Annotated in this window: 15 protein-coding genes, 1 tRNA gene and 1 pseudogene; 5 read left to right on the top strand and 12 right to left on the bottom strand. The window is 50.0% G+C overall.

The features are described 5' to 3' along the window. Positions 1 to 68: 68 nt before the first annotated feature. From GTA51_RS14995 to GTA51_RS14980, 4 genes are read right to left on the bottom strand one after another with little or no spacing between them, the layout of a single operon-like run. A complete protein-coding gene (locus GTA51_RS14995) occupies positions 69 to 746 on the bottom strand; it encodes a 2-oxoacid:acceptor oxidoreductase family protein (RefSeq protein ID WP_160962506.1) in 678 nt (225 codons plus the stop codon). 38 nt (positions 747 to 784) lie between these two features. Next, positions 785 to 1,621 carry a 2-oxoacid:ferredoxin oxidoreductase subunit beta gene (locus GTA51_RS14990; protein ID WP_160962458.1) on the bottom strand — a complete coding sequence of 279 codons (837 nt, stop codon included), beginning with the start codon at positions 1,619 to 1,621 and terminating at the stop codon, positions 785 to 787. Position 1,622: 1 nt separating this feature from the next. Further along, positions 1,623 to 2,765: a 2-oxoacid:acceptor oxidoreductase subunit alpha gene (locus tag GTA51_RS14985; RefSeq protein WP_160962456.1), complete on the bottom strand. Its 1,143-nt coding sequence runs from the start codon at positions 2,763 to 2,765 to the stop codon at positions 1,623 to 1,625. Further along, on the bottom strand, positions 2,762 to 3,013 hold the full coding sequence (locus tag GTA51_RS14980) for a 4Fe-4S dicluster domain-containing protein (protein WP_160962454.1): 252 nt from the start codon (positions 3,011 to 3,013) through the stop codon (positions 2,762 to 2,764). Before GTA51_RS14980 ends, GTA51_RS14985 begins: the two co-directional genes overlap by 4 nt. Before the next feature lie 162 nt (positions 3,014 to 3,175). Here GTA51_RS14980 and GTA51_RS14975 point away from each other — a divergent pair, with 162 nt between their 5' ends. Both GTA51_RS14975 and GTA51_RS14970 read left to right on the top strand, forming a co-directional pair. After that, the gene (locus GTA51_RS14975; RefSeq protein ID WP_160962452.1) at positions 3,176 to 3,784 is read left to right on the top strand and encodes a peptidylprolyl isomerase; all 609 of its coding nucleotides are present in this window, start codon (positions 3,176 to 3,178) and stop codon (positions 3,782 to 3,784) included. Positions 3,785 to 4,006: 222 nt separating this feature from the next. Next, positions 4,007 to 4,083 (top strand) — tRNA-Arg (locus GTA51_RS14970). An 81-nt stretch (positions 4,084 to 4,164) separates the two neighbouring features. Here the strand turns inward: GTA51_RS14970 and GTA51_RS14965 are convergent. Further along, positions 4,165 to 5,232, bottom strand: a complete 1,068-nt coding sequence (locus GTA51_RS14965) for a tyrosine-type recombinase/integrase (protein ID WP_160962450.1) — start codon at positions 5,230 to 5,232, stop codon at positions 4,165 to 4,167. 597 nt (positions 5,233 to 5,829) lie between these two features. Here GTA51_RS14965 and GTA51_RS14960 point away from each other — a divergent pair. Further along, positions 5,830 to 6,891 carry a hypothetical protein gene (locus GTA51_RS14960; protein ID WP_160962448.1) on the top strand — a complete coding sequence of 354 codons (1,062 nt, stop codon included), beginning with the start codon at positions 5,830 to 5,832 and terminating at the stop codon, positions 6,889 to 6,891. 64 nt (positions 6,892 to 6,955) lie between these two features. Then, positions 6,956 to 7,858, top strand: a complete 903-nt coding sequence (locus GTA51_RS14955) for a hypothetical protein (RefSeq protein WP_160962446.1) — start codon at positions 6,956 to 6,958, stop codon at positions 7,856 to 7,858. 201 nt (positions 7,859 to 8,059) lie between these two features. Here GTA51_RS14955 and GTA51_RS14950 read toward each other — a convergent pair. The 3 genes and pseudogenes from GTA51_RS14950 to GTA51_RS14940 form a co-directional block, all read right to left on the bottom strand. Continuing rightward, a pseudogene (locus GTA51_RS14950) lies at positions 8,060 to 9,001 on the bottom strand (IS1595 family transposase). Between the two features lie 84 nt (positions 9,002 to 9,085). Continuing rightward, positions 9,086 to 11,338, bottom strand: coding sequence for an SF1B family DNA helicase RecD2 (gene recD2, locus GTA51_RS14945; protein WP_160962444.1), 2,253 nt, complete (start codon positions 11,336 to 11,338; stop codon positions 9,086 to 9,088). Positions 11,339 to 11,356: 18 nt separating this feature from the next. Beyond that, entirely contained in the window at positions 11,357 to 12,238 is an 882-nt protein-coding gene (locus GTA51_RS14940) for a hypothetical protein (protein WP_160962442.1), read from the bottom strand. Positions 12,239 to 13,433: 1,195 nt separating this feature from the next. On the opposite strand from GTA51_RS14940, the gene GTA51_RS14935 reads away from it, so the two are divergent. After that, the gene (locus GTA51_RS14935) at positions 13,434 to 14,375 is read left to right on the top strand and encodes a radical SAM family protein (RefSeq protein ID WP_160962440.1); all 942 of its coding nucleotides are present in this window, start codon (positions 13,434 to 13,436) and stop codon (positions 14,373 to 14,375) included. Positions 14,376 to 14,625: 250 nt separating this feature from the next. Here the strand turns inward: GTA51_RS14935 and GTA51_RS14930 are convergent, their stop codons facing one another. The 4 genes from GTA51_RS14930 to GTA51_RS14915 form a co-directional block, all read right to left on the bottom strand. After that, positions 14,626 to 14,883, bottom strand: a complete 258-nt coding sequence (locus GTA51_RS14930) for a glutaredoxin family protein (RefSeq protein ID WP_160962438.1) — start codon at positions 14,881 to 14,883, stop codon at positions 14,626 to 14,628. 811 nt (positions 14,884 to 15,694) lie between these two features. Beyond that, a complete protein-coding gene (locus tag GTA51_RS14925) occupies positions 15,695 to 15,877 on the bottom strand; it encodes a hypothetical protein (RefSeq protein ID WP_160962436.1) in 183 nt (60 codons plus the stop codon). 919 nt (positions 15,878 to 16,796) lie between these two features. After that, complete coding sequence (locus tag GTA51_RS14920; RefSeq protein WP_160962434.1) at positions 16,797 to 16,955, bottom strand: hypothetical protein; 159 nt, start codon at positions 16,953 to 16,955, stop codon at positions 16,797 to 16,799. Between the two features lie 97 nt (positions 16,956 to 17,052). Continuing rightward, positions 17,053 to 18,843: a type I restriction endonuclease subunit R gene (locus GTA51_RS14915; protein ID WP_343039521.1), complete on the bottom strand. Its 1,791-nt coding sequence runs from the start codon at positions 18,841 to 18,843 to the stop codon at positions 17,053 to 17,055. Positions 18,844 to 18,957 lie beyond the last annotated feature (114 nt).

The raw sequence follows: 18,957 nt of genomic DNA, 5'->3' as shown, positions 1-18,957 counted from the left end.
GCTGGGGACCGGGACGGCTGCCCCCCTCTCCTGACCGCATGCCGGGTAGGAGAGGGGGCCGGTGCGGCTCAATCCTCAGCCATGATATCGGTCAGATCCATGCGCACCCCGTTGCTCTCGCCCTCCCCGGCCGGGTCCGGCAAGGTGATGGGCTGGCCGAAATGTTTTTTGGCCTCCTGGTAACCCAGGTTGAGCGCCTTGACATTGGCGTCGCGGATTTTTTCAGGCAAAGCGGTTTTCAGGCTCTTGCGCATGGCCTCGATGCGGGCAAAGGGGAGCAGATAGGCAACCGCTCCCAGGGCCACCACGTTGGTGGCCTGAGCCACACCCACCTTCTCCCGGGCCAGCCGGGTAAAGGGCAGGCCCAAAAAGACGTTGGTGGGGCTTTGGCGCACCAGCTCCGAATCCACCAGCAGCGTGCCCCGGGGCTTGAGATAGGAATAGTAGCTGGCCGCCGCTTCCTGGGACAGGGCCACCAGCAAATCGAGGTACTCGGTCTTGGGGTAGCTGATGGGTTCGGAACTGACGACCAGATCCGACCGGCTGGCCCCGCCCCGGGCCTCGGGGCCGTAGCTCTGGGTCTGGGTGACGTAGTAGCCGTGCCCCAGGGCCAACGCCTGCCCGAGCAGCTTGCCCATGGTCAGGATGCCCTGGCCGCCAAGCCCGGACAGCCGGATTTCGTAGCGGGCCAGGGTCTGGCCGTTGCCGTTCCCGTTGCCGCCCCCGTTCCCGTTGCGCTCTGCCATAGCACCCTTCGCCGCACTGTCGCGGCTGTCTGCCCCGCTCATGCCGCACCTCCCTTTTTGCGCCGCACTCCTTCGCACATGGCCGCATAGCGCGTTTCCAGCCCGGGAATGTCGCGGCGCACGAATGAACCGAGAGGAATCTTGCCCGTGCGATCCTCCAGTTTTTCAAAGCGTTCGATGGGCAGGCAGGAATCTTTGAGCCAGCGAAACATCTCCACAGCACTTTTAAAGCCGTTGCCGCGCCCGTACTGGGTAAAGCACGGGGTCAACGCCTCGACCAGGTTAAAGCCCGGCCGGGACAGGGCGTCGGCCACCAGGGCGTCGAGTTCCTTGACGTGATAGACCGTGCCCCGGGACACCCCGGCCGCCCCGGCCGCCTTGGTCAATTCCACGATGTCAAAGGCGCTTTCGAGCTGGCCCATGGGGCTGGTGTGGGAATAGGCCCCCTCGGGGGTGGTGGACGAACACTGGCCGCCGGTCATGCCGTAGATGAAGTTGTTGAGCACCAGGGCCGTGACGCCGATGTTGCGCCGGGCGGCGTGGATCAAGTGGTTGCCGCCGATGGAAAAGGCGTCGCCGTCGCCCATGACCGCGATGACGGTCAACTTGGGATTGGCCATCTTGATGCCGGTGGCCACGGTCAGCGCCCGGCCGTGGGTGGTGTGGACGGTGTTGAAGTCCACGTAGGCGGCGATGCGGCCGGAACAGCCGATGCCGGCCACAATGACCACATCGTCCTTATTCAGCCCCAGGGCGTGGACGCTGCGCACCAAAGACCCAAGCACGATGCCGTGGCCGCAGCCAGGGCAAAAGACCAGCGGGAACTTTTTGTTATGGCGCAGATACTTATGGATTAACTGGGTAATTTCAGCCATGTCACGCGATCTCCTTGAGAATCTGGGAGGGCGTTATGATCTGTCCGTCGATGCGGTTGATGGTGCGAACGACGGTATGGCCCTCGTTGACCCGTTTGACCTCGCGCGAAAGCTGGCCCATGTTGAGTTCGGGCACGACGGCCAGCCGGCAGGAGCGCAGCAGCGGCTCCACATGGCGGCGCGGGAAGGGATAGAGGGTTTTGAGCACAAGCAAGCCCGCCCGCACCCCGGCTTCCCGGGCCTGGCGTACGGCCAACCGGGCCGAACGAGCCACGCAGCCATAGGCGATGACCACCACTTCGGCGTCAGCAGTCCCGACATGCTCCACGAGCTGGATATCCTCGAAAAACCGGTCGATCTTGCGAAATTGCCGTTCCGTCAAAGCCCGGACTTCCTCAGGGCGGCTGGTGGGAAAGCCCAGGGCGTCGTGGGTCAGGCCCGTGACGTGAAAGCGGTAGCCCGAGCCAATAGGCGGCATGGGCGGCACACCGCGCATGGTTTCTTCAAACGGCTTGTACCATTCCGGCGGCATGGTCGGGGTGAGGCGGGAAAAAATCTCGAAATCCCCGGGTTCGGGCAGATCAATTTTTTCGCGCGTATGAGCGGTAATTTCATCCAGCAGCAAAATGACCGGGGTCCGGTATTTTTCGGCGAAATTAAAAGCCGTCACCGTCATTTCCACGCATTCGGGCACGTCGGCGGCCGACAGCACGATGATAGGATGATCGCCGTGGGTGCCCCAGCGGGCCTGCTGCACATCGCCCTGGCCAGGGCTGGTCGGCAAGCCGGTGCTGGCCCCGCCGCGCATGACATTGACCAGGACCAGGGGCGTTTCGGTCATGGCCGCGTAGCCGATCTGCTCCTGCATGAGCGAAAACCCGGGACCGGAGGTGGCGGTCATGGCCTTTCGCCCGGCCAGGGATGCACCGATAACGGCCCCCATGGAGGCGATTTCGTCTTCCATCTGGAGAAAGACCCCGTCCGGCACATGGGGTAGCCGCTTGGCCATGCACTCCATGATTTCCGTGGAGGGCGTTATGGGATAGCCGGCATAAAAGGAGCAGCCGGCGGCGAGCGCCCCTTCGACCACGGCCTCATTGCCGAGCAGAAAGGCTTCGCGGTGTTTTTTTCGCGGGGCGGTCACAGCGTCTCCTCCTTGGCCTCGGTTGGAGCAGGTTCGGGTGTTTCGGGCACGTCGTTTTCCGGGATCACCATGACGGCAAAATCCGGGCAATGCGGCTCGCAAAAGCCGCAATTGACGCAGGCCTCCTCGTTTACGACCTGGGCTTTGCCGTCCAAGCCGACGGCAAACACCTTTTTCGGGCAAAATGCGGCGCAAATGCCGCAGCCCTTACACCAGTCCGGATAGACAACGACTCGATTTCGTCCCATGTTTGACCCACTTTTGCCCGCAACCTGGGGAAAGGATGGAAATTGCAGTGATCATTGACGCGAACCGGGAAAATTGGCAACGGTTAAAGCCGGTTATTTTTGGACTCGACGAAATTGAAAAATTCTCATAGGGCGATAAAACTTTTTCCGGAGGTTGACGTAATGGTATTAAAAGGCCGGATGAACTGGCTGCGGGTGATTCTCACACTGTGCTGTGTTCTGGCCGTAACCCTGGGGGGCATGTCTGCCGCCTGGGCCAAGGGAGGCAATCCGATGGTCAAACTGACGACCAGCAAGGGCGATATCGTTATCGAGCTGGACAAGGAAAAGGCTCCGGCCACCACGGCCAATTTCTTGAACTACGTGAAAAAGGGCCACTACGACGGTCTGATTTTCCACCGGGTCATCCCCGGCTTTATGGTGCAGGGCGGCGGCATGGACAAGGCCATGAAGGAAAAGGCCACCGACGCTCCCATCCAGAACGAAGCCGACAACGGGCTGAAAAACAAGGCCTACACCCTGGCCATGGCCCGCACCGGCGATCCGCATTCGGCCACGGCCCAGTTTTTCATCAACGTGGCCGACAACGGCTTCCTGGACCACACCGGCAAGAATCCGCAGGGCTGGGGCTATGCGGTGTTTGGCAAGGTGGTTTCGGGCCAGGAAGTGGTGGACGCCATCAAGGCCGTGCCGACCATGACCAAGGGTTTCCACGAGAACGTGCCGGTTGCCCCGGTGGTGATCGAGAAGGCCGAAGTGGTCAGCGAGTAGCCGGCATTCGGTTTCTTGGCGCGCCAGCGACAGCCCCGGGCAACCGGGGCTTTTTTTTGGCGCGCGGCCGGACGGCTGCAAAGTGGCGCTCCCTGGCCTGGGCCGGGGGTAAACGCCGTCTCCGTTTTCGCACTTCAGGCCAGTGGCCTGCAAAAAAATGGACTGATCTGAAATTTCCTGTTGACGGGCCCGGGGTCTTTCCGTAGATACCTCCTTCTCGGCGCGCCCGTAGCTCAGCTGGATAGAGCGCCGGACTACGAATCCGTAGGTCAGAGGTTCGAATCCTCTCGGGCGCACCAAATGTTTCAAGGGGTTAGGCTACAAGCTTAGCCCCTTTTTCATTGGTGACTCACCCGCTGACTCACTATTCTGTTTTCGGCCTAGGCCCGGGAAGCTCCACCTTCCTGGGCCTTTTTCTTTGCCCCAACGCCATCAATACCTGTCGATCGTCTGAAAGCCTCATTCAAGGCCACCTTCGTCCCCGAAAGCGTGTGCAGGTATCGAGCGGTCGTATGGCTGGATTTGTGCCGCAAGATGGCCTGGATGGCCGCCAGAGGAATCCCCGCTTGGTCAAGGATGCTCGCCGAGAGATGTCGAATGGCATGGAACCCAAATTCCTTGACCCCTGCCCTTATGCAAAGACGGGGCATGAATTTCTGGTGCCATTTGTAACAGGTCCCAGTATCAGGGTTTACGTAGACGTAATTCTGGAATCCCGTCACCAACCGCTGAACCCGGAGGGCCTGTGCCAACTCATCCGTCATGGGAATCCAATCGCATTCCCGGCCGCCCTTCCGCTTGTTGGTCCAGAGCTGAAGGCGCTGGCTCTCAAAATCCACATCATCCCAGCTGAGGTTGAAAATCTCGCGCATCCGCCCGGCAGTGTGCAGGTAGGTGAGCAGCATCCGCTGGTCTTCCTCGCCGGCAACCGCGTAGACCTTCCAGAAATCAGCCTCAGACGGCACATACCGAGGATTTTTCTCCTCCTTGTACTTTTCAATCTGCCAGGGATTCGGACTAGGCAACCCAAGGGCTTTCATCCCCCAGTTGTATGCCCGGACCAAGTGGACACGATACTTATTAGCTCGGTGCCCGGATTTCTCCCGGCTGATCTTATCAAGGACAGTCTCAACCCGGGCATAGGTCACCTTGGCAACTTCGGTTGCTGGCGGAATTTCCTGGCACAGCCTGCGAAAGACTCGGCGCTTCTCATCGTAGGATTTTTCAGAGAGTCGGGTCTTCACATGGTCCAGGTGCTTCTCCGCTAAGAGGGCCAAAGATACCGTGTCGGTCTCCTCGAAGGTTTCGACCCTCGATCGAGCCAGTACTTCCCACTCCTGGGCTTCCCGCTTGCTTTCGCACCGCTTCTCTACGCTCTTGCCCGAAGGGAGTGTGATCCGCCCGTACCAATACCGATTCCCCTTCCGATCTTTCCTGCGAACAGGCATGGCTCCTCCGTTTTTCGAGGGCCTCCAACACCCATTTTTCAAAGAACAGGATGTGGCGGCCGTCTCGGACACCGCCATAGTCGCGATAATTTTTATATACGGATCCCGAGCATCTGCCAACAAAATCGGCGACTTCTTGGGCAGACATCCTGCGGCCTAAATTATTTTCAAGCAGTTGGCATCGCATACAGCCCAATAAGCAAAAGACGTGCATACGCTGCCTATAATCAAGCTATATAAACAAATTCAAGTATATAGTAAAAATTGCCGAATCCAACCCTTAGCTTTTAAATAAGAAGTACCTATTAATTAAATATTTTTAAAATAGGAACTTCTTATTTAAAAACCATCTTTTGGACTAGAATTTGTGAACGTTTCGCTGAAATAATTGAAGAAACGAGATGTGGAACTCCTCCTGCTAAGTCAACTCGCAGACTACACTGAAGGAGGAACACACGATGCAACCGCCATAGACAGAACTACACGCACCAATTGTCCAATCGACGTTCTTTGACAACTTGCAGCCACGTGTTGCCCTGACTACCCCTATAGCCCACCGCTATATCGGCACCGTCGGGGCATCACAAAGGAGACAAAATGGCTGACTACAATGGTGCTGTTAACAAAGTTGGTGGCTCCGCTCTACCTGGTGGACCTATGGAAGGGTTCACCAGCAAACCTCCGCAAAAAGAAACGCTGGATGAAATCGTAAAATCCATGCGGAAAGAAAATGTGGAGGCGTTTACCGGCGCAACCGGCGGTGTTGGGGGCATCCCTACAGATGAGCATGGGCATGTTACGGTTGAAGTCACCGTGGACCTTGAGGGCAAGGCTTTAAAAGAGTTAAAAAAGAAGCTCAAGGAAGCAACCTCCCCTGACGATCTTCTGGACTTATTAGATCAAGAGACAAAACGGTGTGAAGTGGCTATCGGCAAAGCAAATGCTTTAGCAGGAAAGCACGCGTACATCGTTGGAACAATCTTGATCAATATGGAAAGCCAGGTCCGCAATGATTCAACCCAAAGCTGGGAAGGTTATTGCGAAGCAAAAGGCATCAATCTGAAGATCAAGGCACGCATTCGCCAACTGTACATGTCCATCGCCAGAATCCCTGGCGTCACATCTTACTTGTACTGGGGAGTTGACAAGCTTGGAAAAGTAGGTCCGATCCTGTCTAAAATCGATTGGTTGGACCAGACCGATCCACTCGGCAGCCTGATGTCAATATACGACATTAGCGCTGACTCGGTATACGAAGAGGTCCTGGAAAAGATCAACGCTAGTATTTCCTATGCCCGTTTACAAGCCAATGGCTTAAACGGGAGCAAGGAAACAAACCTTAAGTATACTGAGGCCGGCCATAAGATTGAAGGCCGTGACATCAAAGCGCTTAAGGCCATAAAGGCGAGTAACGGCACAAACGAACAACTTGATGCATACCTCCTGTCAATCATTAAGAATGACGGGAAGCGCCCTGGGGATGAGTCTGAAAACTCCCCTAAACTGCCCAACATCCATGAACAGGCTCAAATCCTGCTCGACACAGTAAACAAGTTCATGGAGTTGCCCACGATAGAGACGCCGATCGAACTCTCTCGTATCGATGCTCTGATCAAGGGACTGGAAGCTCTCAAGCTGAAGGTGTCCTCTAAGGACTAGAATCTACCAACTACAGCCACCCCTCCCTGGGCATCCCTGGGGAGGGGTAAGGAGCCGCAAAGTAATGCGTTTGGCAATTTCTTCACCTCGCATAAACGACATCCTCGTTTATAAAGCGATATTCCGGGATCATAAGATCAACGTCCTCATTACTTATGCGAGTAAAGTGGACAAGGAAGCGTTTCAAGAAACGTATCGCGATGAAATTGGATGCCTTCTGCTCGACAGCGGAGCTTACACCCTTAACAAAAGTCAGTGGACCCGGCAGATGTTCGACATTGCCAAGAAGTATGGTCATTTTGCATCAGCCGCAGCTAGCTGCTACGACTTGATGTTCAATCTTGACGAAGACTTCAGCATCTACGGACGGGAAGCCAACCTTCGGAACCAACTCTATCTCGAACGCCATGGCGTAGATGCTATCCCGGTCGTTCATGACTTGTTTCGAGGAGAAATCGAGTACTATATCGGCCAAGGGTACAAGATCGTTGCAATTGGGCAATGTGAGGAAGGACGGGCCTTTGATCAAATGGAATCAGCCGTTTGGCGATTTCACAACAAGGGCGTTCTCGTTCATATATTTGGCAACACAAACTACAACCACCTTGCCGGGATGCCCGCATGGAGTAGCGATTCAAGCTCATGGTCTCGATATCTCAAATATGGCAATGTCATGTGGTGGAACAACCATAAGGAACCCACAACAAAGAATCCTGGCTATGACCGTCTATACTTCCCGAAGGACAACAGCCAGCCTGACCCTAAAAGAGGGAACTTCTATCTGACCTATAACCACAGGAAGGAGTTTGAGGAATACCTCGGCAACACGTTAAACATCGAAATCGGCCATCTTCTTGGGGTCAATCGTGTGCAGTATCGGAACCTGCTGAACATCGTCTTCTTCACAGAAATGGAACGCCGGATTACTGCTGCCCACGCTAAGAACGGGTGGTCATTCAAGTGTTAGAGGAAACGCAATAACTTGCGCCTGGGAAAATCCTGAACAACTACAGCCAAAGGGCGGTCGAAAGGCCGCCTTTTGGCGTTTGTAGTACATATCTCCTAATAATTTCGGCCTGACGGTGACACGCGGACTGGCCCAGGATTTAATTTGACAGTAATTAGAAATGGAAGTATAAAAAACGTGGGTATGCACTTGACTCCGGTTCTAAGTTTTCAACCCAGGTCTCTTGCCTCTGGCTTGTTTGACCAGCGTTTTGAGCGGAGCTGGCTCCACCATGACAGCTTGCTGTACAAGACGATAGAACAGCTTGCCACGAGATTTTGACCGCCTGCGGTTGAACCGAAACGTAAACTCATCCAGGTAGTATGCGAGATGCTCAGAACTGACTGCCCCTTGCAACGTTCCCATAAGCCACCTCTTGAGAAGGCTGGCGACGCGATGGCAGTAGGGAAGCAAATCATCTCCAACCTGGGCATCTCCCCTGACAATTTGGTGAGTGTAACCATCTTTCTCGATGATGTTGTACCCTTTCCATCCGTCGGTTCGCACAATAGACCCGGGCTCAATAAATTGCAGTATGGCACTTCTCAGGCTCTTTCCAGAAGCATCAGGGATAATGCAAAGGCGAATTCTTCCAATCCACTTGCCGTCAACTTGGGCCATGACGAGCACCAAGGTTTTTCCAAAAGCCCCACGTCCCCGCTTGCCTGTTTTCTGCCCTCCTACAAGTGTCTCGTCTACCTGAATGATGCCGGATATTCGCTCCCTTCCAGGTCGTATCATTGCCCGACGCATTTTGTGCATCCAAGACCAAGCGGTTCGATAACTGCCAAGTCCAAGAACACGCTGCAGTCCAAGCGCATTTGCCCCGTATTTCTGGCTCGTAATGTGTCACATGGCACGGAACCAGAGCCGAAGCGGCTTCTTAGTATCTTGAAATATTGTCCCAGCGGTTACGGAGGATTGAAAGGAGCATTGTTTACACTCAAGCAATCCGTTTGAGCGTGTCCAATATTCATCGTGGTTGCAACGAGGACAACAGAAGCCATCAGGCCAACGAAGCTGCAGCAAATACTCTCTGCATGCATCATCAGTCCCGAAACGGTCTTCAAGTTCAAGCAGGGTATTAGGAAAATTTTGCTCCATCCTTTTGGCATTTATGGAGATAGTCTACCGGAGTCAAGTGCATACCCACGATAAAAAATTTATGATCACATAAAAAATATCATATTATTCCAGATCTAAAGATGAAGCTTGAATTCTGACACGTTCCACACCACGTCTTTGAACCACATTTTTTGCTAAGCGCTGGGCTAAATAAGTATTTCTAGCAATTGTTTTGTTGTTTCTAACGGCAATTCCGAGAGCTTTTTTCGTGCCTACGAGGACAACAAGTTTCTTTCCACGAGTCACCCCGGTGTAAAGCAGGTTCCTTTGAAGCATGATATAATGTTGGATCATAACTGGAATCACGATAGCGGGATATTCAGAGCCTTGGGACTTATGGATCGAGACTCCGTAAGCAAGCACTAATTCGTCTAGGTCGGCAAATTCATAGACCACGGGCCGGCCGTCTATGGCAACCGTCACCTCCTGGGCTTCATCATCAATGGCGGCGATCCTGCCAATATCACCGTTGAAGACTTCCCTGTCGTAATCGTTTTTGATCTGCATGACCTTGTCGCCGATCCTAAATGTACGCCCACCCCTGAGAACTCCCCCTTCTCCAGGATTTAGGGCAGCCTGAAGCGCGGTGTTTAGATTTCCAGTGCCAACGACTCCACGGTTCATCGGTGTCAGCACCTGGATATGGTCGATCGCATCTAAACCGAATTGGGCCGGTATGCGTTCCTTTACCAATTTTATGATCATTTGGAGCGCTTCTTCGGGGTCCTCTTTCTCTACGAAATAGAAATCGGTGAGATCTTTTCTAGGCCGGGTATCCGGCATATTGCCCTTATTAATTCGATGGGCGTTGATAATAATTGAGGACTCTTGGGCTTGCCGGAAAATTTCGTTCAATTCGACAACCGGGATGACGCCAGATGCGATCACGTCCTTGAGAACGTTACCGGCACCAACTGAGGGCAGTTGGTCAACGTCCCCAACCAGGATCAAGGTAGCCGGCTTAGGAATCGCTTTGAGAAGGTGGTGCATGAGAATCAAGTCGATCATCGATGCTTCGTCGACAACGATGAGTTCGCAATCAAGGGGATGATCTTCATTCTTCTGGAAGCCACCCTTTTGCATCGAATATTCGAGCAGTCGGTGAAGAGTCTTCGCCTCATGGCCGGTGGCTTCAGACATTCGCTTAGCCGCACGCCCTGTCGGAGCCGCCAGTAAAATATGTTTCGTAATCGCAGAGAAAATTTTCAGGATAGCCCGGATAATTGTCGTTTTACCTGTGCCAGGGCCACCAGTGATGACCAGAACCTTATTCGTGGCCGCCGCCATGACAGCCTCTACCTGCTTGGCTGCCAGAGTCATGACGAGTTGACCTTGGACCCATGCAACGGCTTTTGCGGCGTCTATGGACCGGACCCCCTTAGGAGCGTCCTGGAGGCCCTTTAGGCGCGTTGCTGCCTGATTCTCGGAAAGATGGTACTTGGCCAGATAAACGGCCTCTACGGGGCCATTCGGAGCGTCCACGGTTTCAACGACTATTTTCTTCTCTGCTTCTAGCCGGATGATGGAGTCTGACAGGACACCAGGCTCGACCTCAAGAATCTCGTTGGCCTTCTCAATCAATGGATCGTTGGGGTAGAATACGTGCCCCTCGTCTGAAAGTTGGTGAAGGACGTACAGGATGCCGGCTTCTGCTCGGAGTGGGGAATTCTTATCGAAGCCAAGTTTTTGGGCTATTTTGTCAGCGGTTACGAAACCGATTCCGAAGATGTCATGGGCTAAACGGTAAGGATTCTCCTGGACGACGGCTATCGACTCGTTTTTGTACTGCTTGTAAATTTTCGTCGCGTAGCCGGAGCTGACGCCGTGGGTCTGGAGGAATAGCATGACGGAGCGGATTTCTTTCTGCTCTTCCCAGGCCAGACTGATCATTCCGATCCGCTTGTTGCCGATGCCAGGAACCTCAACAAGTTTCTGGATGTCGGCTTCGATGACATCCAGGGTGGCTTCACCGAATAGTTTGACAATCCTCTTCGCCATGACCGGGCCGATGCCCTTGATCAGACCGGAGCCAAGATATTTTTCGATGCCGTGAACGGATGCGGGGACAGTTGTCTTGTAATAGGCAAGTTTGAATTGCTCCCCAAACTTCGGGTGGTTCGACCACTCCCCCTTCATCTTGATAATTTCACCAGGAGTAGGACAAACAATATTGCCGACTACAGTTACAAGCTCTCGGCGTCCATAGACTTTAACTTTTGCAATAGTATAGCCATTCTCTTCGTTTGAGAATGTTACGCGCTCGATTTGCCCCTGCAGGTCCGCAAGTTGTGATTTTATATTTCCATCTGTCTCCATGCCATTACCTATACAAACCTAAGCATGTGGCAAAGTTTCTTTTAAATCAGGAACTCCCGTTAGAAAAATAGCGTCTTTTGTATGCGAAGTGTAAGCACAGAAAATATATTCATTCCAATGCATTCTGCTTGACCCAAATTTGTAATAATCAGCCAAAAAAGTTTCCTCATCAAGCTTCTTGACAGATAACTTCGTCCGTTCGAATTCACGCTGGAAACTCGACAGATAATCCGACTCTGAGTAGCCGACCACAATATAAGGAGTCGTCAGTACTACAAAATACTTGTCAGGAGAGAACACTGCAGGAGCCAGTCTAACGAACCACAATTCTCCTTTTTTACCTTTGTAATCTACAGGGACATGGCAATACAAGATTTCTTGAGTGCCGATTTCCCTGAGTTTCACGAAATCGCCATCTTTACCGCAATGGACATAAAAACCCATTCTCGAGACGGACAAAAATAGCAATGTATCGCATAACCATCTCCCAATCTTTGCTTTTTCAGCGAAAGCAAGAGCACAATTGCCAATTGTTACTTGCCCGCCACCAAAGACCAGGTCGAAGCAGGCCCATAAAGAAAAGTAACTATTAGTCAAGGGGCTAATAGGTGGGCCTTGAGGTATATATTCCTCTGTAGCATCGTTTAGAATTTTAAACAACTTTTTCGCTTCTTTAAGGCTTGCCATTTGTTCCGAAAGGACAGAAGTAAAATTCATAGTAAATACGTATGCAGCATGTGAAACATCGTATCCTTGGCTAACCATATCATCTAATGCTGTCGGCCCAAGGTTGTTCGCTGAAAGAAATTCAACTTCAGATCGATAGCTGTCGAGATTGACTACTTTCGGCATTTTATATTCAAGAAGTTTCCTCGCAATTATATCTGCTGTATTTTTCATCCTGTACCTCGCAATAGAGTCAAAACCCAAAAATTTCTTAGCCACATCCCAACATTTTGACACAGGAGCATTCAATGATGCAATTGACCAGATGCTCCACCTGAGCCAGAAGGATTTTTAAAACACGTCAAGAGGCCATACCCTTGGACGTTCTTTAGCTTAAGCATACAAAATTTACCATGAAGTTCCATCGTCAATTTTCGTTCCGTCAAAAAGAGAAATTCCTACAGTTGCTCTATAAATTGCATGAAAGAAGGCCGTAAGATTATGCTGCTTCGCGTTATAACCAAAAGCGAATAGATCATTTTCTCTTGGTAAATTTTCAGATTAAGCAATAATTTGCATGTCGTTGGAAATTTAATTATCCGCTTATAGTTCAAATTTTTTTAATTACCGTCAATAGTAGAAAAAATTCTTGCAGCCGTCAAAACCACTATGATCAAAATCCCAGCAAAGCAGACTAAAAACTTTCACTTATAAAAACAAACAACCTGGATACCCGTTTTCCTTCATATGCCAAACAAAATCAGCTCACTGAGCATGCTCTAAATAATATCTTTAAAAAAATATCTCTGCTCAATAGCCCTTGTAGATGACGCCAAAACTGAAACAATAGCTGCCTACAATACCTGAAAAACTGAAAATAAATACTGCCCCAGTGGTTCATAATATTGAAATAAAATTTGTTTAGAAACAATATAAATTTTATAATTTTGTTACAATAATCTAGTTAGATATTTTCAATAGATTTTTTTAATTGGTTCAACTTCTACAGCAACTCGCTTCGACATTACTGTGATACAGGAGGGGGTTGCAAAAGCAACCCCTCCCAATATATATAGCGTTTTGCTATTGCTAGTCTAAATATTTCAAGGGGTTATCGATAGCAATAGCAACCCCAAATTGCTATTCAAAAAGGGGCTTAACTATTTGAAATCATTTGATTAGCAATAGCAATTTCAGATTTTGCTAGCAGTTGCTATTCCCCCTCCCCTCTCCAAGTCGCCATCCTATGCTCCACAGAATTGTCTTCCCCAATAGTTAAAGACTTGCACTTGCATCTTTAAATCTCTTCTTATTTTCTATTGATAAGTTCTACTTTGCAAAGAAATTAAAGATATAATGGAATCAGAAACTTGGGAAACTAAACTTATTGACCAAAGTTTCTAAAATAATTACACATTGAGGAGAACTTATGACGACAAAATTTATTTTACAAAGAAACGTAGCTATAACCAAAACCAAGGACTACTTAAAAAGACAACTGGCTACACACACCGTTAACACAGGAATGATCTGCAGTCTCGGCTGTAAATTCTGCACTAACCCTAGTTATGTGTACAGGCATGAATTTTTCAAAGAGATCAAATACACCGCCTTCGAATTATTTGAACAAAACGTTGGAGTAATAGACCCATGGACACCTATTCGCACCGCTAGAACTGGATACAAACTAAACAAAACCGATATTGTATTGATTTCAGCATTGTTAGACCCCTATGCACCAGAGTCGTTTGAAATTGGACTTGGTCGTAAGTGCATTGAAGCAGTGTTAAGCAAGTCCGATGCATATGTACGAGTTTTAACTAGAAGCACATCCGTTCTCTACGACTTAGATTTGTTTAAATACTATAAAGACCGGGTTTCTATTGGAATAAGCATTCCTGCGCCGTTAAGTAAAGACAACTTTTGTAAAATGCTGGAACCGAATTGCTCGTCTATCTCGGAAAGATTAGAAGCCTATAGAATAATTCACGAAAATGGAATATCAACGTTTGGAATGATAAGCCCCTGTATGCCCGCACTTATTAACGGCAAAAGCGACATCCATTCCATTCTTTCTTCATTGGCCAAGTTTGAACCTGATGGAATTTGGATTGAACCAATTAGTATCAAAAACAGCAACATCGATAAATGTTCAAAGGAGTTAGAAACACATGGATACGATAAAATGGCCAGAGAGCTCAAATTATTCGCGACAAAACCTTCTTACACTTCTTACATTAAATCTCTCATTGGTGCATCTACAGATAGCGCTCGTAGCCTTGGAATACTTGACAAAACAAAGATCGTAATCAATTCAGATGGAGACGGGTTTGACGTTGACGATTCTGCGGTTGTATGGTTGAAAAGATAGTGACAAGATAGGGGAAGTTTTGTCGAGACTTCCCCTTTTTTTTAACTTTAATGGCAAGATTTGGTTAGCGCCGACCTGGTTATCCCCAAACGCAATCTCTTGCGTTTCGCTTTGTCACAGAATTTTGCAATGAAGGCCGGCTTAAATCTTCCAAAAACATCGAAATAATTTACTTTTCAGCATTACGGACAAGCCCTTCACAGATGGCGACATCAAGGTTGCTGCCATGCATTGACCTTAACATTCGTTATCACTCGCAATCTTTGAGGGCTACTTCAATCTCATCTCGGCGGAAACCTACGATGACCTTGCTACCGATAACAATAGTCGGGAACGTTATCGATGGGTTTAATTTTCGAATGATCTCAAGAATTTGAGTACGATCGTCGCCGGACATGAAGTCTACACTGACACTGTCATAGGCAATCTCCTTCTCGTCAAGGAATTCTTTAGCCTTAGTGCAGTGCGAGCATGTGGAAAGCGTGTAGATCTTGACCTGGGTTGACATTGGGTTTCCTCCCATGCTAAATTATTTTTGAATTTTATCAGACAAGGAACGGCCTTGCGAAACTTTCTCTGTCACACAAGCAAGTTACAAAATTGGCTATTTCCGTTTGGAACGACCGCAAGCGATTCTTACCGACTCCGGTGTGTAATTTGCTCCGATAATAATTTGATAACCGGTCCAGGCTGCCTTCATCTCCAGGCAGATTCGCAACAAATTACATATCTAGCACACAGAGCTATAAATTCGTACGGGAATAATCATACTGATGCAGAAAATACGTATAGCAAGAACCTCTCGTCAGTGAACGATACCTAAATATCTCTCTGCACATCCCTGACATGTATTGTCATTGTGCATGTGGCCAGAGTTGCACAGTCTACCACAACGCGAACAACGACCGAAAAATTCTTTGTCCAACAGGACCTGCTGCTCTGCTGCGGCAACCTCTGAGGAAGTAGGTATCCCCTGCCATGTACAAAAAATTTTCCATTCCAAATAGGGGTTTTGACAGTCCCATGAAACGATAGCAACCTCTAAAACTGTTACCTTTCCAGACTTTTGAATTCGCATAAAATCGTTAATGAGTTCTTCCTGAACGTCTTGGTGGTTATTTATTTCTGTCACTTTCTTCTACGCTCGCGAGAATTTACTCACCTCTGCTCACAAGATTTGGCCCACCGGGGACATGCTCGCATCCGGTCGAAGAAAGCCGTGCCGATCATCACATCCGGGGACAGAGCGAAGATGTAGCTCTTTTTCAGTTGTCGACAAAGACCATGAGCGTCAAATCGAGGAAAAATTCCCGCATTTATCATTTAGCTTTCAGCCTCGACTCCATTTCCGTCGCGGATACTTCTTTAACTTGCCCTTCTTCCCAGATGACCACAGGCGTATCTGTCTGCTTGGCTTTTTGGATGACTTTCTTAGCTGCTTGAAGGAACGCCGCATCCGCTTTCCATGACAAGCTGTCCTTATCTTCATTTTTTGTTTTCATGGATTAGCCTCTCATTATTGCGGGATCCTTTCTCGGTTGAGGTGTGCCGGGCTCAGGACCGAAACGCAATAGCCTCGTCGCCTGGTGAGATCGACCACCCGATCCACACTGGTGTCATCGAAATCAAGCACCGCGATGCGGTGCGCTTCCCGATCACCAAAACGTTCACCGTTTCTTCTTGCGCACAGACGCCCCCAAGCAGGAGCTTCTCTTCATAAGTACAACTGCCGGTATTGACCCGTCAAATCAGTATCAGCCGGGTACATTTCATTTTTCAGGGTGTCGGCGAGGAATAAGACGAGACACAAAAAGATTCTTTCGCCATCACGTTGAAATAAAACATTTAAAATCGTGCCAAATTTTGCAGCGAGAGAGTATCGTAATTTATTTCAGGAGCCCGACAGCGCCAGGAGGAACATAAAAACCTGAAATTACGATATAAAAAATTTTAAAAATTAGCTTTACTACCTAGAGCACCTGTACCCCATAGGCCAGCCCCGCAGGATAACCGCCTAGGATAATTTTTTAAAATTTTACAGTACCACCCTCAGAAGTGCAAAAAGCGGTATTTTTGGGCAAGAAATGGTGGTACTGGAGGCTATCCACTCAATATCATTTCCGATCCGTATAACAGCCGAATCGCGTGACATTTTAGGTGGTTGTGGAGGATAATTCTGCACTTACCCGATCGATGACGGCTCGCAATTTGGCCATATCTACTTGCTTGGAGATGTAGTCGTTCATCCTGTCGCGAGAGTTTATATGCGACCATAGTCTAAGCTAGAATATTATTTTGTTTCTTTTCATCTCTTGTAATGCCTTCTGCGATCATTTCCTCCATAATAAGTTTTATTGCGTCCTTTTTTATGCAAAAATCATAAGTCTCTTCTTCTTCATAATAATTTCCGATCAAACCATCTCAATCTTGCAAGTCTGCATATCTATCAGCAAAAGCATCAATAGCAATATTTAGATTTTTGACCAGTCTATCTCTTGAAGGATAATATCCTTTTCTTCTCAACGATGCCCTTATCTTCGAAATTTGCTCAGATATGAAAAATGTGTAGCAATCTTCCATGTGCTATAATCCTCTAAAATGGAAAGATAAGCATGCCATGTTTTGTCGTGCAAATTCATTACATAATATGTATGTCGCAAAGCAAAATATGTACACGCTAATAATACTGTTTTATGTAAATAAATGCTTTGTCGAATAAATCTTGATCCTTAAATTGATATTTCACGTAAACAATTTTCCTCAATGCTTTTTGAACCTCTCGCTCTCCAGCTTTTGTATCCTGCCATCCTGGAAAACGAACCAAGCGAACTATCTCATCGATGTCGGTGACGACCCTCTCAATAATCGCGGGTGTTTTACCGTTCCTAGCTTCAGTAAGTAGTTCTGTTAATGCAGCTTTAGCCTTGAACTGCTCATCCTCTGGGTCGACTGCTTGTTCAGCCTGGACAACTTCCTTAGCTAACACCAAAAGTTCTTTCAGAAAATCGAGGCTATTAAGTAGGCCCTGCTCATGGCGCTCTTTTAATTTTTCGAGACGCTCGCCCAAGGCAACGAACTTCGGATTGTCCTTATGCTTGCGCAGGCGGGCGATGAGCTTGATCTCGATTTCCTTGGATTTTTTGTTCGGGTCCTTGGCATCGAGCAGCCCTTCCATGACCTCGGCGTCCATCACCAGTGTGTCGAGGTCGTCGCGCACCGTTTCTAGGTGCACGTTCTCATGTACCAGTTCGATGGTCTTGGCCCCAAGGGCGTGCCATAGCAGCTTGCCGTTGCCACTCGGCGGCTTCACCGACTCATATACCTGGGTCAGCCACTTGTAGTCCTTTTCATAAAGGCCGAGACATGGATCTGGAGACAGCGCCTCCCACAGACGGGAGAGCACCGAATATTCCGCCGCGAACTTGTCCCGGGTCTCGTTATCTGGCAGGCAATCCTGCGCCGCGATCAGCCCCTCGTAGCCGCCCACGGTACGGTCCACACCGGGGAAGAACGCTAGGCATCTCGTCACCACGCCGGGCAAATCCTTCTTGAGCTCGTCCAGATTGGTGATGACCTTCTGAACCGCCTTCTCATCGAAATCGAGGGCCAAGGCCACGTCATCGAAGATGCCCAGGTAGTCCACGATCAGGCCATGGGTTTTGCCAGGGTAAACACGGTTAGTGCGGCAGATGGCCTGGAGCAGGTTGTGATCCTTCATTGGCTTATCGAGGTACATCACCTGCAGAATGGGCGCATCAAAACCGGTCAGCAGCTTGGAGGTGACGATCAGGAGCTTGAGCGGGTCAATCGGATCGCGGAAGCGGTCGAGGAGTTTTTCCTCTTCGTCCTTAGTAAGCTTCCATTCCGCGTACTGATCGGACTTACCTCCCTGGGTGTGCATGACGATGGCACTGGCCTCTGGACCGACCAACTCGTCCATGGCCTTCTTGTAGAGCACGCAGCATTCACGGTCGAAGGTCACCACCTGGGCCTTGAAGCCGTTCGGCTCCACCTTCTCCTGGAAGTGCTTGACGTTGTGCTGGCAGATGGCGCTCACCCGTGCCGGGGCCTTGATCAGCACCGCCATCTTGGCGGCCCGCTTGGCCAGATCGTCACGATCCAGCTCGCTCAACTCATCAGTCATCTGGGAGTAGGCTTCGTCGATGGCGTCCTTGTTGATATGCAGCTTCACGTCCACCGCCTCGAAATGCAGCGGCAGCGTGGCCTTGTCCCGGATCGAATCCTGGAACGAGTAGCGGCTCATATATCCCTGCTCATCCTCGTCCGCGCCGAAGGCCCAGAAAGTGTTGCGGTCCCGCTTGTTGATCGGCGTACCGGTCAGACCAAAGAGAAAGGCGTTGGGCAGTGCATCGCGCATCTTGCGCCCCAAGTCGCCTTCCTGGGTGCGGTGCGCCTCGTCCACCATCACGATGATGTTCGAGCGCTCATTCAGGCTGTCAAACAGCACCGAAAAGTGACCCCCAATCAGCGTCCAAAATTGACCCCCTCGATGTTGATGTCCGCCCTCCATCTAATCGGGGGGGGGGGGCGCCTCATTGGCTTCTGTGCTTGAGCCTCCAGC

Origin of the sequence: Solidesulfovibrio aerotolerans, from assembly GCF_009856865.1 — a bacterium.
GTDB classification, from domain to species: domain Bacteria; phylum Desulfobacterota; class Desulfovibrionia; order Desulfovibrionales; family Desulfovibrionaceae; genus Solidesulfovibrio; species Solidesulfovibrio aerotolerans.
This window is presented reverse-complemented; position numbering and strand designations above follow the sequence as displayed.